The sequence below is a fragment of the Hydrotalea sandarakina genome, from assembly GCF_003254115.1.
Classification (GTDB): domain Bacteria; phylum Bacteroidota; class Bacteroidia; order Chitinophagales; family Chitinophagaceae; genus Hydrotalea; species Hydrotalea sandarakina.
The window spans coordinates 411,468-431,603 of sequence record NZ_QKZV01000002.1 but is presented as its reverse complement, the minus strand read 5'-3'; the positions used below and the strand labels follow the sequence as shown (position 1 = coordinate 431,603).

Genomic DNA, 20,136 nt, shown 5'->3' with positions numbered 1-20,136 from the left:
GTTTTACATATCATCCAAAATTTTTTTATAACTGGTTACAATACCTTTAATTAAGGATGAACTAAAACCTTGGTGCTCCATTTCATTTAAACCTGCAATGGTACATCCTTTAGGAGTGGTTACCTTATCAATTTCTTGTTCAGGATGGGTATTATTTTGCAATAACAATTCAGCAGCACCTTTAACAGTTTGTGCTGCAATGAGTGATGCAACTGATGCGCTAAACCCTATTTCAATCCCACCTTGAATATTGGCTCGAATGTAACGCATAGCATAAGCGGTACCACATGCGCCCAAAACTGTGGCGGCATCCATTAATTTTTCTTCAATAAAAACAGTTTTTCCCAGTTTATTGAATAAATCAGTGACAAATGCAGTTTGTTGCACAGAAGCATTATAACTGCTAATACAGGTTAAACTTTGTTGTATAGCAATAGCGGTATTCGGCATTGCCCTGAATAAAGCAAACTGATTACCTATTACCTCTTGAATATCTTTTATCCAAACGCCGGTAGCAACGCTAATTAACACATGTTTATTAGGCAATAAATGTGGTTGCAATTGTTGCAACACATCGTGCATTTGAAAAGGCTTAATGGCAAAAATTATATAATCGGCCCATTGAACGGCTTGTGCATTATCAGACAATATTGTAACACCTTTTTGTTGAAATAATTTAAGTGTATCAATATTTCGCTTGGTAATACAAAGGTTATTCGGAGTAACAAAACCACTGGTTAGCAGGCCTTCTGCAATTGCTGTACCTAAGTTTCCTCCGCCAATAATAGTAATTTTAAATGGTGCTTGCATATCAATTTTTACTTATAATATAGTAATGAATTCAAGATATCATATTCATTCTTTTCCTAAAAATACTTTCCATTTACTAAATAGTTGCGTACATAATCATCTACACCTTCCTCCAAACTATAAAAAGGCTGGTGATAACCCGCCTGTTTAAGTTTTTGCATATTGGCTTCTGTAAAATATTGATACTTATCGCGTATATCAGTGGGCATATCAATAAACTGAATGTTGGGACTTTGGTTAATAGCCGCAAATGTTGCTTTAGCTAAATCGTAAAATGTTCGGGCTTTTCCGGTTCCTAAATTATATAACCCATTATTTGCAGGTAACCATTTACCGGTAAGCATCTCTTGCATCATCCAGCTAATTACTGCAATCACATCTTTCACATATACAAAGTCACGCAATTGTTCTCCATCTTTATACTCAGGCTTATGACTTTTAAACAATTTTACAAAACCCTGATTTTGTATTTGGTTAAATGAATGAAAAATTACACTGGCCATTCTTCCTTTATGATATTCATTAGGTCCGTAAACATTGAAAAATTTTAAGCCGACCCAATAAGGCGGTTGTTGATGCTTTGTAAAAGCTTGCTCTAATGCCCATTTATCAAATTCATTTTTGCTAACACCATATGGATTGAGTGGTTGTAGTTTAGAAACAATGGCATGATCATCATTATACCCTAAGTGACCATCGCCATAAGTGGCAGCCGAAGAAGCATAAATTAACGGCACTGAATTGACGGTACAGTATTGCCAAACATCTTGTGAGTATTGCACATTTAAAGTTTCGTGAACGGCATAATTAAATTCAGTAGTATCGGTACGTGCACCTATATGCAAAAACATGTTTACTTTGGGTTGAATTTCTGCCAACCAATCAAACAAACTCAATCTTTCAACCGTAGTTAAAAATTGTTTTGATTCCCAATTCTTTCTTTTTTGTTCAACACCAAAATCATCCACCAAAACAATATTTGCAATTCCTGCATTATTAAGTTGCTGAACAAGGCATGATGCTATGAAACCGGCTGCACCGGTTACAATAATTATTTCTTGATTTTTTTTTACAATATTATTTGCCATTATTGTATTAATTTTCCAATTGCATTTTCATATAATTCTTTCCACGCATTAATGCTACCCCAATTTTCATTATTTACGCTAACAATATCATTTGTTACTTTTCCTATTTTGTAAACCGGCACATTTAATTCATTGGCTAATTGCTGAATACCGGGCCATTGAATAGCTGAACAGGTAATTACAGCGCGGCCTTGTGCTTCGCCCATCCAAAAGGCATCATTACGCAAATGTTGAAATTCAGTTTTAGACACCTCAAATCCTAATGAGCGATTAAATCCTTTTTCCATTAATGTAATAATCAATCCGCCTTCACTAATATCGTGAGCACTTAAGATTGCATGATTTTTAATTAATTGCAACAGAAACCGCTGCATCCGTAATTCTTCTTCCAAATTAAAATAAGGTGCAGGAGAAAAGTATTGCTTTCTTATTTTATGCAAATATTCTGATGAACCGATATCATTTACTTGATGACCTACTAATACTATAACATCATCAACATTTTTGAAATCGAGTGTCATTCTATTTTTAAAATCATCAATTATACCAACCATACCTATGGTAGGTGTGGGATAAACAGGACCATCGGGATTTTGATTATAAAAACTTACATTACCACCGGTAACAGGTGTATTAAAAGCCCTACATGCATTACCCATGCCTTTGATGGCTTCAACAAATTGATAATAAACCTCAGGATCATAAGGGTTGCCAAAGTTTAAACAATTGGTTAGACCTAGGGGCTCACCACCGGAACACACAATGTTGCGAGCAGCCTCAGCAACAGCAATGGAACAACCGATATAAGGATTGGCAAAAACGTACTTACTATTACAATCTACCGTCATAGCCAATGCCTTACCGGTACCTTTGGCTAAAACCACAGCAGCATCACTGGGGGCATTGGTACTTGCATTGGCTGTGCCAACCATACTATCATACTGCTCGGCCACCCATTTTTTGCTGGCTATGTTAGGAATTTGAATTAATGCTTTAGTGGTTGATTGCAGGTCGGTAATATCATTGATGCTATTGATGTCAAAATTTTCAATATTTGATAAATAAGCAGGTTTTTTGTATTCACGGTCGTATTGAGGTGCCCCCCCACCCAACACCAATGATTCTGCGGGGATAACTGCTTCCAAATTACCATGGTAATAAAAATGCAATAAACCATCATTGGTAACTTCACCAATGTTACTGACACTTAAATCCCATTTTTCAAAAACCGCTATAACTTCCGCTTCACGGCCCTTTTCCACTACCAACAACATTCTCTCCTGGCTTTCGCTTAATAGTAATTCCCAGGCTTTCATGTTTTGTTGGCGCGTAGGCACTTTATCTAAATCAATACGCATACCAACACCCCCTTTGGCACTCATTTCGGAGGTTGAGCAAATAATACCGGCAGCCCCCATATCTTGCATACCTACAACAGCACCTGTTTCAATTACTTCCAAACAGGCCTCTAATAATTTTTTTTCTTGAAAAGGGTCACCCACTTGCACGGCAGGCAATTCTTCCACACTTTCTTCTGTAATATTAGCACTGGCAAAACTGGCACCGCCAATGCCATCTTTCCCCGTAGCACTTCCTACATAAAATACCGGATTACCAACTCCTTTTGCAGTTGCACTTACCATTTTATTGGCTTTCACAATACCAACACTCATGGCATTTACCAATGGATTGGTATGATAGCAATCTTCAAAATAAACTTCACCCGCCACCGTAGGAACTCCAAAACAGTTACCATAATGGCCAATGCCTTTTACAACGCCTTTTAGCAGTCGTTGGGTTTTGGCATCGGTTAAATTACCGAATCGTAAACTATTTAAGGAAGCAATGGGGCGAGCACCCATGGTAAAAATATCGCGTTGTATACCGCCTACTCCGGTAGCTGCACCTTGAAAAGGCTCAATTGCAGAAGGATGATTATGACTTTCTATTTTAAATACAACACCGTAACCGTTACCCATATCCATTAAACCCGCATTTTCTTCGCCTGCGGCAACCAACATTCTGCCACCTTCGCGAGGCAATGTTTTTAACCACTTAATTGAGTTTTTATAACTACAATGTTCACTCCACATGGCACTGAAACAACATAGCTCAGTAAAGTTGGGTGTACGAGAAAGTTTTTGTTGAATTAATTCAAATTCTTCTTCAGTTAAACGAAGTTGTTGGGCAGTTGTAACGGTTATTTCCATTGCATTAATTGTAAAGAATATGAGAGTTGATTTACCTAAATATGGTGCAAAGGTAATGCAAAGCAATGGAAGCCGACCAATGTAAGATGCCAGCTATAAAAAAGTAACAAAACTATAAAAACAAGTTACACTGCAGTGGAAGCAATTTGTTCATATACCTCCATTAATTCAACATCATCCACCTCACTTCTTAACTCTTCAGAAAGCAGTGGCACTAATTGATGCAAATAACGTTCATTGCTGCTTTTGCCGGAAATGGCATCCATCCAAAACATTTTGTTCATATACCTGCTTTTTAGCATAGTATAACTCCAAACAAAACTTTCTGCTTCGGAAGAAAGCCCATTTTTGGTAATATCAATTTTTTGCTGAATTAGCTTTTCAGAAAGCTTAACTACTAAACCGGCCAGTTTAATTTTGGGGGAATATGGCCGTTGACGGAACCATGGTTTTACAAATAACATAACTTTTGGTTTTACAGATGGATTTGGATAAAGTTATAATTAAAAAAAATTAGTATATAATTTGTCTAATATACTATTTATTTTAATTCAAACAAAAAAACTTTACCAAATTAGATGTCAAAACTGAGCAAAAACCACGCCAAAAGTTAAGGAAATTAAGAGGCAATTCTACTGAATTGCTCAACTAACTCATCATCAGACAAGTAGGAATTTAATTCATCTGCTATATATGGTACTAATTTCTTTAGGTAACGTTCATTGCTACTGCAAGGTGCCACATCAACCCAATAAACTTTATACATATACCTGCTTTTCAACATGCTGTAATTCCAAATAATGCTTTCCGTAGCATCAGCAACCTTTCCAACCTGCCCCTCATATTTCTGCTGAATAATTCGTTCAGTAATGGATAAAACTAATTTAGCAAACCGTATTTTCTTACAGAATTGCTCTTTTTTAAACCAGGGTCGAAAGTACAATAGCATAAAACCAGTTTTAAGTTTATCTGAATGTTAGCATTATCATCAAACATTTATTTGAGTGCTGTTTTTAAGAAATACACTTATGAATTATTGAAAACACACACCCAAGGCACAGTATAGGTGGTTCTTCATAGAATAAAGGGTGAAAAAAGCTAAAGACACATTAAAACAAAAGCAAAATGTATATGTAATAAAAAATATGCTATTAAAAAAACATTTGTATTTCAGCATATAACGCTCACTAATTCAAATTATTGTGGTTATTTAAAAAAATGCTTTACAACAATAAAGGCAGTACTACGGAATAAGCAGTTTATTCAATACATTTATCATGTATTTTTTTTTAAAATGAACCTTAATGGAAACTGGCGACCCTTCTATTTTAAATGACTTAGTTAGCGTAAAAATGCCATTTGGAAAGTATAAAGATGTTTTAATCTGCAATTTACCCATGCCTTATTTAGAATGGTTTGCAAAAAAAGGTTTTCCAAAAGGAAGGTTGGGAACTTTATTGGCCACCATGTATGAAATTAAATTAAATGGGCTAACCCATTTATTAAACCCCATCAAATAAGCCGGAATTACCTACTAAAACAATGCAAATTAAGGCAGAAAATATTACATTTTTTTCAATACATAAAAACATTAAAAATTATTATATATTTATAAAATTGCCGAAAAACTATTTTTTTTTGAATGAAACAGAAAATATTTTGATTTTTTTTAGAAAGATTCGTTTATTTTGTAGCTCAAAATTCAAAAAATATGTCATTACGATTTCAGGCAATTAACGACTTATCAAATCAAACAAATGATGTTGAGGTAAGTAGCCGTAAAATTTCTACCATTTTTGGCGAGAACGTTTTTACACTAAAAACAGCCAGAGAATATTTAAGTGATGAAGCCTACAAGAGTTTATTAGCCAGCATTAAAGGCGGGAAAAAAATTGACAGGGCAGTTGCCGGTTCAATTGCAAATGGTATGCGTGCATGGGCTGAAAGTAAAGGCGTAACACACTTTACACACTGGTTTCAACCACTTACAGGTACTACTGCCGAAAAGCATGACAGTTTTTTTACTATTAAAAGTGATGGAACAGCCTTGGAACAATTTGACGGGGATGCATTAATTCAGCAAGAACCGGATGCATCTTCTTTCCCCAGCGGCGGATTAAGGGCTACTTTTGAAGCAAGAGGATATACTGCCTGGGATCCCTCATCACCTGCGTTTATTATTGAAATTGGTTCCGGAAAAACCCTTTGTATTCCAACCATTTTCGTGTCATATACCGGCGAATCATTAGACTATAAAGCACCTTTATTAAAAGCATTAGAAGCGTTGAATAAAGCGGCAGTTGAAGTTTGTAATTATTTTGATAAAAATGTTACTAAAGTTACCGCTACATTAGGCTGGGAACAAGAATATTTCATTATAGATGAGCGTTTGGCCAACGCAAGACCCGATTTGGTTCAGTGTGGACGAACAGTATTTGGTGCTGCACCTGCAAAAGGGCAACAATTAGAAGACCATTATTTCGGATCAATTCCTGAAAGGGTTTACCACTTTATGCGCGATTTTGAAAATGAATGCTATAAACTGGGCATTCCTTTAAAAACTCGCCATAACGAAGTGGCACCCTCACAATTTGAAGTGGCACCCATTTTTGAAGAAGTAAGTGTTGCAGTTGACCACAATGCTTTATTAATGGATGTAATGGACCGTGTTGCACGCCGCCACAAATTAAAAGTATTGATACATGAAAAACCATTTGCAGGTATTAATGGAAACGGTAAACACAATAACTGGAGCATGGCTACCGATACAGGTGTAAACTTGTTATCGCCGGGCAAAACACCCAAAACCAATTTAATGTTCCTAACATTTTTTGTGAATACCATTAAAGCGGTGCATGATTATGCCGATTTACTTCGTGCTTCTATTGCCTCTGCAGGCAACGACCATCGTTTAGGCGCAAATGAAGCTCCACCGGCCATTATTTCTGTTTTTGTTGGTCAGTATTTATCTAAAGTACTAAACGAAATAGAAACAAGGGTAAGCGATAAGTTTGATGAACAGGATGAAGCCATTCTTAAATTAGATATACATCGCTCTATTCCGGAGTTAATGTTGGATAATACTGATAGAAACCGTACATCGCCTTTTGCATTTACCGGAAACAAATTTGAATTTAGAGCTGTAGGCTCTTCGGCAAATTGTGCTAATCCCATGACGGTGCTAAATGTGATTATGGCTGAAACACTTCAACAATTTAAAAAAGATGTAGATGCATTAATTGAAAAAGGCGATAAAAAAGAAATTGCCATTATGCAAACCATTCAAAAATATATTGTTGAAAGTAAGAATGTGTTATTTGAAGGCGATGGTTACAGCGAAGCATGGCACCATGAAGCTGAACGCAGAGGTTTACCTAATGTACCAACTACTCCTTTAGCGTTAGATGCAATGGTAACAAGTAAAGCTAAACATTTATTTGAAAAAAATAATGTATTCTCGGTAGCTGAATTGGAAGCACGCCACGAAATTGAATTGGAAAAATATATCAAAAAGGTTCAAATTGAAGCCAGAATAATGGGCGATTTAGCCTTAAACCATATTATTCCTACTGCTATTAAATATCAAAACGAATTACTGCAAAATATAAATGGATTAAAAGCGGCAGGTTTACCGGAAAGCCATTATAAAACACAATTAGAAATTTTAAATAAAATAAGTGAGCACGTACAAATTGTGTATGAAAAAGTACATGCTTTAGTTGAAGCCAGAAAAATTGCGAATAATATTGAAAATACAAGAACTAAGGCCATAGCCTATTGCACACAGGTTAAAGAAACGTATTTTGATGTTATTCGATACCACGTTGATAAATTAGAAGCTTTGGTAGATGATGAACATTGGAGTTTACCGAAATACAGAGAATTATTATTCTTACGATAATAAGTCTACTGCTATCTTCTAAAAAAACTGCGTTCCAATAAATAGAACGCAGTTTTTTTTATCTACCCTAACTAATGAATAAATCCATCCAATATTTTTCATGAAATTATATTTAACCCGCTTTTTTCTCGTTTCACCGAAAATTCAATAACAACAATAAATCCCTTTGTAGCTTTAATGTCACTAATGAAACATTTATTCATTAAACTAAACAGCATTTGTATGAAAAAAATTTTTATTGTATTAATTATTTTCACCATTGGCTTTGCAGGCAAAACCATGGCACAGCGCGGTGGCTTTGACCCTGCCCAAATGAAAGCAAGACAAATTGAACAACTTAAATCTTCAAATCTGAATTTAACAGATGTACAAATGGATTCAATAGTTTCCATTAATATGGATATGATGCAACAAATGCGTGGAATGCGCGATTTAAGCCCTGATGAGCGAATGAGTAAAATGAAAGAATTAAATGAGTTAAGATTGAAACGTTGGACTGCAGCTTTAAACAACGATAAAGCATTGGCACAGAAAGTAGAAGATTTTTATGAACAGCAACGGAAACAAAGAATGCAAAATCGTGGTCAACAATAGTTTTTACACTTTTAGCGAAACTTACCCCCGCTTGTTTTAGATATGTTCTAATGTAATAAACCCTCCTTGTATTGGAGGGTTTATTTTTATAATGATGTAATATTGATTGGAATACTATTGCATCTTAAAGGTATCTAAGAATTTAGTAGTGAAATTACCACTTCTGAAATCTTCATTTTTCATTAGTTGTAAATGAAAAGGAATAGTGGTTTTAACACCTTCAATTACATATTCGCTTAAGGCACGATACATGGTATCAATAGCTTCTTCGCGGGTTTGTGCTACGGTAATTAATTTTCCAATCATAGAATCGTAGAATGGCGGAATAACATATCCTGCATAAACATGGCTATCTACTCTTACACCATGTCCACCGGGTGTATGTAAAGTAGTTATTTTACCGGGTGAAGGTCTGAAATCATTGTAGGGATCTTCCGCATTAATTCTACATTCAATAGCATGCATTTGAGGGAAATAGTTCCGTCCGGAAATACGTTCGCCTAAAGCAATTTTTATTTGTTCTTTAATTAAATCATGGTTAATTACTTCTTCAGTAACGCAATGTTCAACTTGAATACGCGTATTCATTTCCATGAAGTAAAAATTGCGGTGTTTGTCAACCAAAAATTCAATGGTACCAACGCTTTCATAATTAATGGCAGAAGCAGCTTTAATAGCAGCAGCTCCCATAGCTTCCCTCAGTTCGGGGGTCATGAAAGGTGAAGGAGATTCTTCAACCAATTTTTGGTGACGCCTTTGAATGGAACAATCGCGCTCACTTAAATGGCAAACTGTTCCATATTGGTCGCCAGCTACCTGAATTTCAATATGACGAGGCTCTTCTACAAATTTTTCCATATAAACCCCATCATTTTTAAAAGCAGCTCCTGCTTCTGCTTTCGCAGTATTATATGCGCGTTCCATTTCACTTTCTTCCCAAACAATACGCATACCCTTTCCTCCCCCGCCGGCAGTAGCTTTTAACATTACAGGATAACCAATCTCTTTGGCTAATGATTTTGCTTGTTCAATACTCTCTAACAAACCGCCACTTCCGGGAACAACCGGAACCCCTGCTTTAATCATTGTTTCTTTGGCGGTAATTTTATCACCCATGGCGTTAATCATGTCGGGAGTAGGGCCAATAAATTTTATGCCATGGTCAGCACAGATTTGTGAAAACTTAGCATTTTCTGCCAAAAAACCATAACCCGGATGTATGGCATCTGCATTGGTAATTTCTGCAGCAGCCATTATATGGGGTATATTTAAATAAGATTCTGAACTGGCAGGTTTACCGATACAAACCGCTTCGTCGGCAAAACGTACATGAAGGCTGTCTTTATCGGCAGTTGAATAAACAGCTACCGTTTTTATACCCATTTCTCTACAGGTTCTAATAACTCTTAAAGCAATTTCACCCCTGTTAGCAATTAATATTTTTTTGAACATTGTTTAAAATTGTACAATTGATAAAAACAAATAATTTAAAAGTTTGCTGTATGGTCAATCATAAAGCATAGCAAAACAATGAAATGTTTCAGCTATCTAACCCTTGAAATTCCATTGAAACAGGAATAATATTTTAACTGGGCTGCACTAAAAACAAGGGCTGATCATATTCCACCGGCGTACTATCTTCCACTAAAACTTTTACAATTGTACCTTTTACCTCACTTTCAATTTCATTAAACAGTTTCATAGCTTCAATAATACAAACAACAGTTCCTATTTCAACTTCACTGCCTACCTCAACAAAATTAGGTTTACCCGGAGCAGATTTTCTATAAAAAGTTCCAATCATTGGACTTTTAATGGTTAATAGCTTACTTTCATCAGATTTTGGAGTGGGTGGTGCAGCAGGTGTTGCAGGTGCGGGCGCTGCGGGCGCTTGTTGAGGTATGTTTGCAACGGGTGGAGCTACATTGTATACCTGTTGTGGTGGTGCCACATTAATTACTTGTTCTTCCTTTTGCTTAATAGTAACTTTTCCGTCCTTGTCTTCAATACTTATTTCTCCAATGTTGCTTTTATTAATAATCTTAATTAATTCGTGAATTTGTTTTAAGTCCATATTGATGTGTTTTTTGCTTAAAAAAGGGGATTTAGGTATGAAAAGTGGGGCAAAATAGGCAATTTTTGTTCAAATTAAGGGTTTTTTTGGAATTTGAAATATTTATGACCACAATAAAAAAAACTTATAGAACAAAAATAGCCTCGCAATTTGCGAAGCTATTTTATAAAAAATGTGAATCTATTCTTTCACTCGTTCAATATAATCGCCGGTTTTGGTATTAATACGAATTAATTCACCCTCCTCCACAAATAATGGAACTTGCACGGTAGCCCCGGTTTCTATGGTTGCGGTTTTTAATGCTCTGGTTGCCGTGTCACCCCTTAAGCCGGGTTCGCAATAAGTTATTTTTACTACAATTTTTTCCGGCAATTCTGCACCTATAGGCATTTCAGTTTCGGTGTTAATGTAAACAAACACTTCAGAACCTTCTTTTAAAAATTGAGGGGAATCTATCATTTCCTCACCTAAAGTAATTTGCTCAAAAGTTTCATTATTCATTAAATTATATCCGCTCTCATCTTTATATAAATATTGAAATGCTTTCTTTTCAACCCTTACCGGATGAATTGTTTCACCACTATTCCATGTTTTTTCAATAGTGCGATTATTATCTACACCTTTTAACTTAGCCCAAACTTTTGCTGCAGCTCTAGCGGTTTTGTTTTCACCGAAATCAATTACACTATAAAGGCTACCATCTAATTTAATGATTAAGCCACGACTAATATCTGCTGTTGTTGCCATTATAAAAATTTTTAAAAGAGAATAAAATAAGACTGCAAATGTAGGAAAAGCAATTTTAATTCATAACAAGGCAAATGAAACAACTTAAATACAACATTAAAAATTTCTATAGCATTTTAAAATAAATTAGTAATGTAAGCATTGGGTAAGATTTCTTTATTTTTGCAAATCTTATTAATCTCAATTTTTTATTATGTCTGTATTAGTTAATAAAAGTTCCAGAGTTTTGGTACAAGGCTTCACAGGAACGGAAGGCACTTTTCATGCCACACAAATGATAGAATATGGTACAAATGTAGTAGGCGGTGTAACACCTAACAAAGGTGGCACTACTCACCTGGATAAACCTGTATTTAATACCGTGGCCGATGCGGTAAAAGCTACCCAAGCCAATGTTAGTATAATTTTTGTTCCCCCTGCCTTTGCTGCCGATGCAATTATGGAAGCTGCTGAAGCAGGCATTGAATTGGTTATTTGCATTACTGAAGGTATTCCGGTGCAGGACATGGTGAAAGTGAAAAATTACTTACAAGGTTCAAAAACTCGTTTAATTGGGCCCAACTGCCCCGGTGTAATTACTGCCGGCGAAGCGAAAATTGGTATTATGCCCGGCTTTATTTTTAAACCCGGCAAAATAGGTATTGTTTCCAAATCGGGTACCTTAACATATGAAGCTGCCGATCAAATTGTAAAAGCAGGTTTGGGTATTAGTACTGCAATTGGTATTGGTGGCGACCCAATTATTGGAACACCTACTGTTGAAGCAGTAAAATTACTAATGAACGACCCCGAAACTGAAGGTATTGTAATGATTGGTGAAATTGGTGGCAGTATGGAAGCTGATGCTGCTCGTTGGATTAAAGAAAATGCCAAGAAACCTGTAGTGGGATTTATTGCCGGACAAACTGCACCGGCAGGTCGCAGAATGGGACACGCCGGCGCTATTATTGGTGGTGCGGAAGATACTGCAGCAGCTAAAATGAAAATTATGAGTGAATGCGGTATTCATGTTGTTGCAAGCCCTGCCGATATTGGTAAAACCATGGCCGCAGCATTGAAAAAATAAGTTTAAATTTTCTCACATATATCCCGCCCTATCGGCGGGATTTTTTTTGTACTACCCCCAGCAATTTCTTTTTCACTAATATTGTTGCATGTACCGACTATTATTTCTTATATTGATTGGAATGTTGAATATCACAGCCTCATATGCCTATCCGTTTTTTAAATGGCATTCAGAAGACCCAAAAATTAAGATAAGTTTATTAACGCCTGAATTTTTAAGAGAAGGCGATAAAGTATTTATTGTAGGAAAAATTAAAAATACAAGTAATATTGAACTTACAGGACAAACACAATTACAAATTACCAACTATTTATCCGGCACCAGTGTAGATGGCTGGTTTACCAATAGCTTTCCTGTTCAATACTTTACTGTACCTGCCAATGATAGTGTTTTAGTCCATTTCCCCATACAAGTTCCTTATAGTTTTTACAACACTGTAAAGAGTACACTTTTCATAAAATACAACCAATATACTGATAGCACTGCAACAATTTTACCCGTGTATACCAATAGAGCATTCATTCAGCAAACATTGCTGTATAATTTTCAACAAAAAAATAATTATACCGCCAATTTAGATTCATTGTTGCAAATTTCTAATGAAAGCATTTCACCCATTGCACTCGCAATTGGTCTTAATCGGATTCCTTATTATGCCATACAAAAAAGGCTAAAAGAATTAATAAGTAGTAACCGTGAACAACCGATTGACAAAGCCCTACAAATAGTAGCCGGCAGTTTATTAAATCGAAAAGAAACATTCATTAGCAGCATTACAACAGAGAAAAAACAAGAGTCACAATTTTCAGTTACTAATTTGGGGCATTTTGATACTATACAAAAAAACATACAACACCCATTAACGGACTACTATTTGCGTGAACTAAGACTATTACAACAACCCAATGGCAGTTTTTATAAAGACAACAATGCAACCACTACCCTTTTAAACGCAAAAATTTTGTATTTATTAGCGTGCAGTTACTCATTAAACCATCATCATCATAACATACAACAAAGCATTACTAATTTAATACAACCCGGTATTAATGGGCTAAATCAACAGTTTAGCAATCCAAGCGCCACAAATACTTTTACTAGTTTATACTGCTTATTTAGCAAAGCAACTTTTCAATTTGTTACTAAATTTAGCAATACCGACTCTTTACAACTGCAATTCTTAAAGCAAAAAGCTTCTAACTTAAGCTTTCATGAACAAGCCTTATTGGCTGTAACTTTACAACAATGTAATGATACCGATGTAGTTTTCAAGACCATTATTAAGCGCTTAATTACCAAAACTAACTTTGGCGAGACTAATACATTAACCCATGCATACATCTTACAATTAATACAAAAAAATCCGGCACTATTTTCAACAAATTTTATAAATACATATCTGCAAAACATTAGTAATAATTTTTTAAAATCAGCTTCGGTTGACCGTTTTTCAACTGTTATTACCGGCGCTTCCCTGTTAAGCTTTGCTGCTAATAATCCATTCAACATTACTGCCAACATTAACAATACCGCCTTTGCGTTTAGGGAAAATAGTATTCAGGAAATACCGATTCAACAATTAGAAAATTCACCTGTTAAAATGCAACTAAACCTGCCTACAAAATCGGGCAATGATTGGTACGGAAATTTTCAATGGCAATATTTACAAAATGTTGATAACATTCCCGGAAAATTAACTAACCAAGCTATAAAAATTTCAAAAAAATTCTTTGTTAAGAATCCAAGTAAAGAAAACATTTGGGAAACTTATCAAAGCAAGGAAACATTACACATAGGCGATACCGTTATGATTGAAATAGGTGTACAAAGTAATCATACCATTACCAATTGCCTGTTAACAGACAATTTTCCTTCTTGCATAAAAATATACCGATTGGCTTCAAATATCGAAACCCATACTAATTCTGGCATTTATTCTGGCTTTCAATATAAACTTAACGTAACTTCTACAAAACAAATTATTCGATATTACGGCATAATAACAACACCCGGACAGTTTTCAGGCGGCATAGCAACCATTCAAGAAGATGAAGAAAAAATGAGCTATGCAGCTCCTACTCTTATACAAGTAGCAGAGCATAAATAAAATAACAAAACTGTTTTTATTTTTGAAGAATGGAAGTTGATTATGTAATTGTTGGACAAGGTATTGCAGGCACCATGCTAAGCTATTATTTGCTACAGCAAGGAAATACCGTTATTGTAGTAGATGAATTTAACCCTAATAGTGCCTCTCAGGTAGCCAGTGGTGTTATTAATCCCGTTACAGGCAGACGATTTGTTACAACCTGGATGATTGAAACCTTAATGCCCTTTGCACAGAAAGCCTATCAAGCATTAGAAAAGCTTTTAAACATTTCCATTATTCAACAAACTCAATTAATTGATTTTCATACAACGCAGCAAATGCAACAAGCATTTCAACAGCGTGCTAACGATGACAACACCTATGTTTCTGAATTAACAAACACCAACCATTGGCAACAATATTTTCAATACGCACATGGCATTGGCACTATTCAACCCGTTTTTCACATTCAACTACAAACCTTATTAAGCACATGGCGCAATTATCTACAACAGCAGCAAATCCTCATTCAAGAAGTATTTAGTTTACAAAATTTAACCTTATCATCAAATAGCATTACTTACAGAAATATTAAAGCAAAAGCCATAATTTTTTGCAATGGTGTACAGGCCATGCATTTACCTTATTTTAATAAACTTCCATTTGCCCCCAATAAAGGTGAAGCACTTATTTTGTATTTGCCCAATTTGCCCACTCAATACTTGTACAAACATGGCATTAGTTTAATACCCTGGCAAAATGATTTGTGGTGGGCAGGTTCTTCATACGAGTGGAGTTACAGCAATGCACTGCCTACACAAAACTTTCAACAAAAAACAATGCAGCAATTACAACAGTGGTTAAAAATGCCTTTTCAATTGCAACAACACATAGCATCTGAAAGGCCTGCTACTTTGGAACGACGACCATTTGTAGGTATGCATCCCTATTTTCCGCAAATTGGCATTTTAAACGGTTTTGGCACCAAGGGCTGCTCATTAGCACCTTATTTTGCATATGCATTAGTGCAGCATTTAACAAATGGTCATCCAATTTTAGCTGAAGCAGCCATAAACCGATTCCAAAAAATTTTACAGCCATAATTTGTTCATAAAAATTTAATATTGCTGGTTATTTGCTTTTCAAAACATTCAAAAATTCAGCAAAGTGCCACAACCAATCATCAATGCACAACAAGCTCTTCCCAACAATTCAGCTAACGTTGTGCCTTTACTACCGGCCGAAAAACAATATAATATTCCATTAAAGTATCGAAAAATGGAAAACCTACATATTGTGTTTTGGCTTTTTAAAGACATAAGTTGGTGCATGTTTTGGCGTCCACTGGGCATTGCCATGATATTTCCCACATTAATAATTTCCATCATTATTGCCTATCGCACTCGTCAATACATGTCAGAATTATGCCATAACTTAGCAATTACGGTTTGGATAAGTGCCAACTCTTATTGGATGATTAGCGAATTTCTACACTTTGATGATCGCTTAGCCTTCCCCGGCGTAACATTCAAACATTTGGCCATGATTCCGTTTACCATTGGCGTTTTAATTTTAGCATATTACTATCTGTATTGGAAACCTACGCACAAAAATGCATTAGACAGCATGTAAAACATTCCTTAAAAACCGGGCGCAATAATTCCCTGTTTTAACAGCATAAAACTGCATCCATCCCATGCAATTCAGCTATATTTGCAGCCCAATAGGTTAGTTATGTTACCGGCATTTGTACAAGTATTCAGCATCGTTGCGTCGCACACTGCAACGCCTTGTTCATTACCGAGCATTACAAACCAAAAAATTTACAACCGAACAATTTTACAAAGCATATTAATATAATTTAAATATATGTTCAGAACGCATACCTGTGGCGAATTAAACATTCAGCATGTACAACAAACAGTTACTTTGGCCGGATGGGTACAAACAGTTAGAAAATTTGGCAGCATTACCTTTGTTGATATTAGGGATCGCTATGGAATAACACAATTGTTGTTTAACGAAAATTTGAATGAAGCACTTGATGCCAATCCTTTAGGTCGCGAGTATGTTATTCAAGCTACAGGAACCGTGCAAGAAAGAAGCAATAAAAATCCACAATTAGCCACCGGTGATATAGAAATACTGGTTACAAATTTTACCATCTTAAATAAATCGGCTGTTCCACCATTTACCATTCAAGACGATACCGATGGTGGAGACGATTTAAGAATGAAATATCGCTTTTTAGATTTGCGAAGAAATGCAGTAAAAAAGAATTTAATATTAAGATATGAAGTAGGCCGTGCTACGCGTAACTATTTACACCAAAACGGATTTTTAGATATTGAAACACCGTTTTTAATTAAATCAACCCCCGAGGGTGCCCGCGACTTTGTTGTTCCAAGCCGAATGAATCCGGGACAATTTTATGCTTTACCGCAAAGTCCCCAAACTTTTAAACAATTATTGATGGTAAGTGGTTACGACCGTTACTATCAAATAGTAAAATGTTTTAGAGATGAAGATTTACGTGCCGATCGCCAACCCGAGTTTACACAAATAGATTGTGAAATGAGTTTTGTTGAGCAAGAAGACATTCTAAATATGTTTGAGGGATTGGTGAAATTCATTTTCAAAGAAGTAAAAAACATTAACTATAATGAACCTGTACAACGCATGTCGTGGGAAGAAGCCATGTGGCAATATGGTAATGACAAGCCCGACATTCGTTTCAATATGCAATTATGTAACATTAAATTCCCTGCACACACTTTTCCAACAAAAACTAATTTAGCGCACTTAGTACAGGGTGCCGGATTCCAAGTGTTTGAAGAGGCAGAAACTGTCATAGCATTAGCAATTCCGGGTTGCAGCGAATATACCCGCAAACAAACCGATGAATTAACTGAATGGGTTAAGCGGCCACAAATAGGCATGAAAGGTTTGGTATTCATTAAATACAATACCGACGGTACTTTAAAAAGTAGTGTTGATAAATTTTACACTGAAGATAAACTTAAAGCCATTGCACTTGCAGCAAATGCAAAGCTCGGCGACTTAATTGTAATTTTAGCAGGAACTGAAGAAAAAACCCGCAAAGCTATTAGTGAACTACGCTTAGAAATGGCTAACAGATTGGGTTTGCGTAAAAAAGATGAATTTAAATTATTGTGGGTACTCGATTTTCCTTTATTTGAATATGATGCAGAAGAAAATCGTTGGGTAGCACGTCACCATCCTTTTACTTCGCCTAAACCTCAGGATATTGAAACCATGATTCAGCATTCACCGGTTATTACCAATCCTGAAAAATATTTAGAACATCCTTATGCTAATATTAAAGCCAACGCATACGATATGGTACTCAACGGTAACGAAATTGGCGGAGGCTCAATAAGAATTTATCAAAGAAATCTGCAAGAAAAAATGTTCCAAGCCTTAGGTATGAGTAAGGAAGAACAACAACAAAAATTTGGCTTTTTGTTAGGTGCTTTTGAATATGGTGCCCCACCACACGGCGGATTGGCTTTTGGTTTTGACAGACTTTGTGCCATTTTAGGCGGCAGCGAAAGTATTCGCGACTTTATTGCCTTCCCTAAAAACAATAGTGGCCGCGATGTAATGTTAGATGCACCGGGCCCAATTGATGAAAAACAAATGCAAGAATTACAAATAAAATTAAACTTGCAATAACTGATAAATAAACAGTTGCCAACAAATTATGACATTAAACATTTATAGGATATTTACAATTGTATTATTACCATTTGCAGCACTATTTGGGTTAGATAGTGTATTATCTATCTTCGCCGGTTTTGGCAATCCCGCAGTTATGCTAAGTGCAGTCATTCTTGCCTGTGTAGTAATTTATATTTTCACTTCGGCCTTCTTTCTATTTAAAGGCATTCTAAAAAACACCTTTTGTAGAGCAAGCCTGAAAGATTGGATAAAAGTCAATGCAGTTATTGCTATAATTTTTGCCGCTTTGGCTATTATAAGTTGCATTTCAATTTTATACCTAATGAGCAATAAAGCTATGTATAACCAATTCATTGAAATGTTGAATAGTTCAAGGCCGGCGGGCTTACCGCCCAGCTATTCATCGCAGGAGTTATTAATGGCTATGCGTAGTTCATTAATTATTTTATTGCCGTTTTCGATTATCCTTTTCATTCATGTTTTAATTACCTTCCGTTTATTAAAAAAATACAGTGTACTTTTCAGTAAATAATTTTAGATAATTACAGGCTAAAATTTTTTACTTTTCAGGTATGAATAACATGCCTCCATTGGCGGAAAGAATGCGCCCCAAAACATTGCACGACTTATATGGCCAGCAACACCTTACCGGCGATAACAGTATATTGAATAAATCCTTACAACAAGGTTATATTCCTTCAATGATACTTTGGGGACCACCCGGTGTTGGAAAAACAACCTTGGCACAAATTATTGCACAAACACTTCAAGTACCTTTTTTTCAATTAAGTGCTATTAGCAGTGGCGTTAAAGAAGTAAGAGAAGTAATTGATACTGCTAGAAAAACCAAGCGTGCATTGTTGTTTATCGACGAAATTCATCGCTTTAATAAAAGCCAGCAGGATGCATTGCTGGCAGCAGTTGAACAAGGCATTATTACCTTAATTGGTGCCACAACCGAAAATCCTTCATTTGAGGTAAATGCCGCATTACTAAGTCGTTGCCAGGTATATATTCTAAAACCTTTACAGAATGAAGATTTATTGCAGCTTTTACAAAATGCCTTGGAGAAAGATGATATTTTGAAGCAATACCATATTCGGTTGCAACAAACGGATGCCTTACTGCAATTTTCCGGCGGCGATGCCAGAAAATTATTAAACCTGTTTGAATTGGTAGTGCTTTCTTCTAAAGAAAAAAGTATTACCATCACCAATGAAATGGTAAACGCTATTGCACAACAGAAAACGGCTTTGTACGATAAAGGCGGTGAACAACATTATGATATTATTTCTGCCTTTATTAAAAGCATGCGCGGCAGCGATCCCAATGCTGCTGTGTATTGGTTAGCCAGAATGATTGAAGGCGGAGAAGATGTATCATTTATTGCACGCCGCATGATTATTTTTGCCAGTGAAGATATTGGCAACGCAAATCCCAATGCGTTATTATTAGCCAATGCCACGTTCGATGCGGTAAATAAAATTGGTTATCCGGAAAGTCGCATAATTTTAAGTCAATGCGCCACTTACCTAGCCGGTTCACCCAAAAGCAATGCCGCCTATGAGGCCATAAATAATGCACAGCAACTGGTGCAAACTACCGGCGATTTACCTGTGCCCTTGCACTTACATAATGCGCCCACCCGCTTAATGAAAAATTTGGATTATGGTAAAGCATATCAATACCCTCATCAATACCCTTTAAATTTTGTTGAGCAGGAATACTTACCCACGGCTATATCTGGAACCACATTGTATCAGCCGGGTAATAATGCCCGTGAAGTGGAAATAAGAAAATTTTTACAAGTCCGTTGGAAAAACAAATACGGTTATTAATCAAACAATGTTGCTTT

Annotated in this window: 18 protein-coding genes; 10 read left to right on the top strand and 8 right to left on the bottom strand. The window is 35.9% G+C overall.

Annotation, left to right across the window (positions count from 1 at the left end; genetic code table 11):
- Positions 1-3 precede the first annotated feature (3 nt).
- The 5 genes from proC to LX80_RS04715 all read right to left on the bottom strand — a co-directional run bounded on the left by proC (position 4) and on the right by LX80_RS04715 (position 5,057).
- The gene (gene proC / locus LX80_RS04735; protein ID WP_111293893.1) at positions 4-810 is read right to left on the bottom strand and encodes a pyrroline-5-carboxylate reductase; all 807 of its coding nucleotides are present in this window, start codon (positions 808-810) and stop codon (positions 4-6) included.
- Positions 811-866: 56 nt separating this feature from the next.
- A complete protein-coding gene (gene rfaD / locus LX80_RS04730; protein ID WP_211307698.1) occupies positions 867-1,898 on the bottom strand; it encodes an ADP-glyceromanno-heptose 6-epimerase in 1,032 nt (343 codons plus the stop codon).
- A complete protein-coding gene (gene purL, locus LX80_RS04725; protein WP_111293892.1) occupies positions 1,898-4,108 on the bottom strand; it encodes a phosphoribosylformylglycinamidine synthase subunit PurL in 2,211 nt (736 codons plus the stop codon). The genes rfaD and purL overlap by 1 nt, the downstream gene beginning before the upstream one ends.
- Before the next feature lie 125 nt (positions 4,109-4,233).
- On the bottom strand, positions 4,234-4,572 hold the full coding sequence (locus LX80_RS04720) for a hypothetical protein (protein WP_111293891.1): 339 nt from the start codon (positions 4,570-4,572) through the stop codon (positions 4,234-4,236).
- A 155-nt stretch (positions 4,573-4,727) separates the two neighbouring features.
- Positions 4,728-5,057, bottom strand: coding sequence for a hypothetical protein (locus tag LX80_RS04715; RefSeq protein WP_146250378.1), 330 nt, complete (start codon positions 5,055-5,057; stop codon positions 4,728-4,730).
- Between the two features lie 355 nt (positions 5,058-5,412).
- On the opposite strand from LX80_RS04715, the gene LX80_RS04710 reads away from it, so the two are divergent.
- The 3 genes from LX80_RS04710 to LX80_RS04700 all read left to right on the top strand — a co-directional run bounded on the left by LX80_RS04710 (position 5,413) and on the right by LX80_RS04700 (position 8,603).
- Positions 5,413-5,628 carry a DUF3820 family protein gene (locus tag LX80_RS04710; RefSeq protein WP_111293889.1) on the top strand — a complete coding sequence of 72 codons (216 nt, stop codon included), beginning with the start codon at positions 5,413-5,415 and terminating at the stop codon, positions 5,626-5,628.
- A 191-nt stretch (positions 5,629-5,819) separates the two neighbouring features.
- Complete coding sequence (locus tag LX80_RS04705; RefSeq protein ID WP_111293888.1) at positions 5,820-8,009, top strand: glutamine synthetase III family protein; 2,190 nt, start codon at positions 5,820-5,822, stop codon at positions 8,007-8,009.
- 222 nt (positions 8,010-8,231) lie between these two features.
- On the top strand, positions 8,232-8,603 hold the full coding sequence (locus tag LX80_RS04700; RefSeq protein WP_146250377.1) for a hypothetical protein: 372 nt from the start codon (positions 8,232-8,234) through the stop codon (positions 8,601-8,603).
- A gap of 114 nt (positions 8,604-8,717) precedes the next feature.
- On the opposite strand, the gene accC is transcribed toward LX80_RS04700, so the two are convergent.
- The 3 genes from accC to efp all read right to left on the bottom strand — a co-directional run bounded on the left by accC (position 8,718) and on the right by efp (position 11,424).
- On the bottom strand, positions 8,718-10,055 hold the full coding sequence (gene accC, locus LX80_RS04695; protein WP_111293886.1) for an acetyl-CoA carboxylase biotin carboxylase subunit: 1,338 nt from the start codon (positions 10,053-10,055) through the stop codon (positions 8,718-8,720).
- Positions 10,056-10,188: 133 nt separating this feature from the next.
- Positions 10,189-10,677 carry an acetyl-CoA carboxylase biotin carboxyl carrier protein gene (gene accB, locus LX80_RS04690; RefSeq protein WP_211307697.1) on the bottom strand — a complete coding sequence of 163 codons (489 nt, stop codon included), beginning with the start codon at positions 10,675-10,677 and terminating at the stop codon, positions 10,189-10,191.
- Positions 10,678-10,857: 180 nt separating this feature from the next.
- Entirely contained in the window at positions 10,858-11,424 is a 567-nt protein-coding gene (gene efp, locus LX80_RS04685; protein ID WP_111293884.1) for an elongation factor P, read from the bottom strand.
- A gap of 193 nt (positions 11,425-11,617) precedes the next feature.
- Here efp and sucD point away from each other — a divergent pair, with 193 nt between their 5' ends.
- From sucD to LX80_RS04650, 7 genes are all read left to right on the top strand, one after another.
- Positions 11,618-12,490 carry a succinate--CoA ligase subunit alpha gene (gene sucD, locus LX80_RS04680; RefSeq protein ID WP_111293883.1) on the top strand — a complete coding sequence of 291 codons (873 nt, stop codon included), beginning with the start codon at positions 11,618-11,620 and terminating at the stop codon, positions 12,488-12,490.
- Between the two features lie 121 nt (positions 12,491-12,611).
- Positions 12,612-14,597 (top strand): hypothetical protein, encoded by a 1,986-nt coding sequence (locus LX80_RS04675; protein ID WP_111293882.1) that lies wholly within the window; start codon positions 12,612-12,614, stop codon positions 14,595-14,597.
- Positions 14,598-14,626: 29 nt separating this feature from the next.
- On the top strand, positions 14,627-15,682 hold the full coding sequence (locus tag LX80_RS04670; RefSeq protein WP_111293881.1) for an NAD(P)/FAD-dependent oxidoreductase: 1,056 nt from the start codon (positions 14,627-14,629) through the stop codon (positions 15,680-15,682).
- Positions 15,683-15,746: 64 nt separating this feature from the next.
- Complete coding sequence (locus tag LX80_RS04665) at positions 15,747-16,211, top strand: hypothetical protein (protein WP_245897977.1); 465 nt, start codon at positions 15,747-15,749, stop codon at positions 16,209-16,211.
- Positions 16,212-16,448: 237 nt separating this feature from the next.
- Entirely contained in the window at positions 16,449-18,275 is a 1,827-nt protein-coding gene (gene aspS / locus LX80_RS04660) for an aspartate--tRNA ligase (protein ID WP_111293880.1), read from the top strand.
- Between the two features lie 28 nt (positions 18,276-18,303).
- The gene (locus LX80_RS04655; protein WP_111293879.1) at positions 18,304-18,813 is read left to right on the top strand and encodes a hypothetical protein; all 510 of its coding nucleotides are present in this window, start codon (positions 18,304-18,306) and stop codon (positions 18,811-18,813) included.
- A gap of 40 nt (positions 18,814-18,853) precedes the next feature.
- A complete protein-coding gene (locus LX80_RS04650) occupies positions 18,854-20,119 on the top strand; it encodes a replication-associated recombination protein A (protein WP_111293878.1) in 1,266 nt (421 codons plus the stop codon).
- The last annotated feature ends 17 nt before the right edge of the window (positions 20,120-20,136 follow it).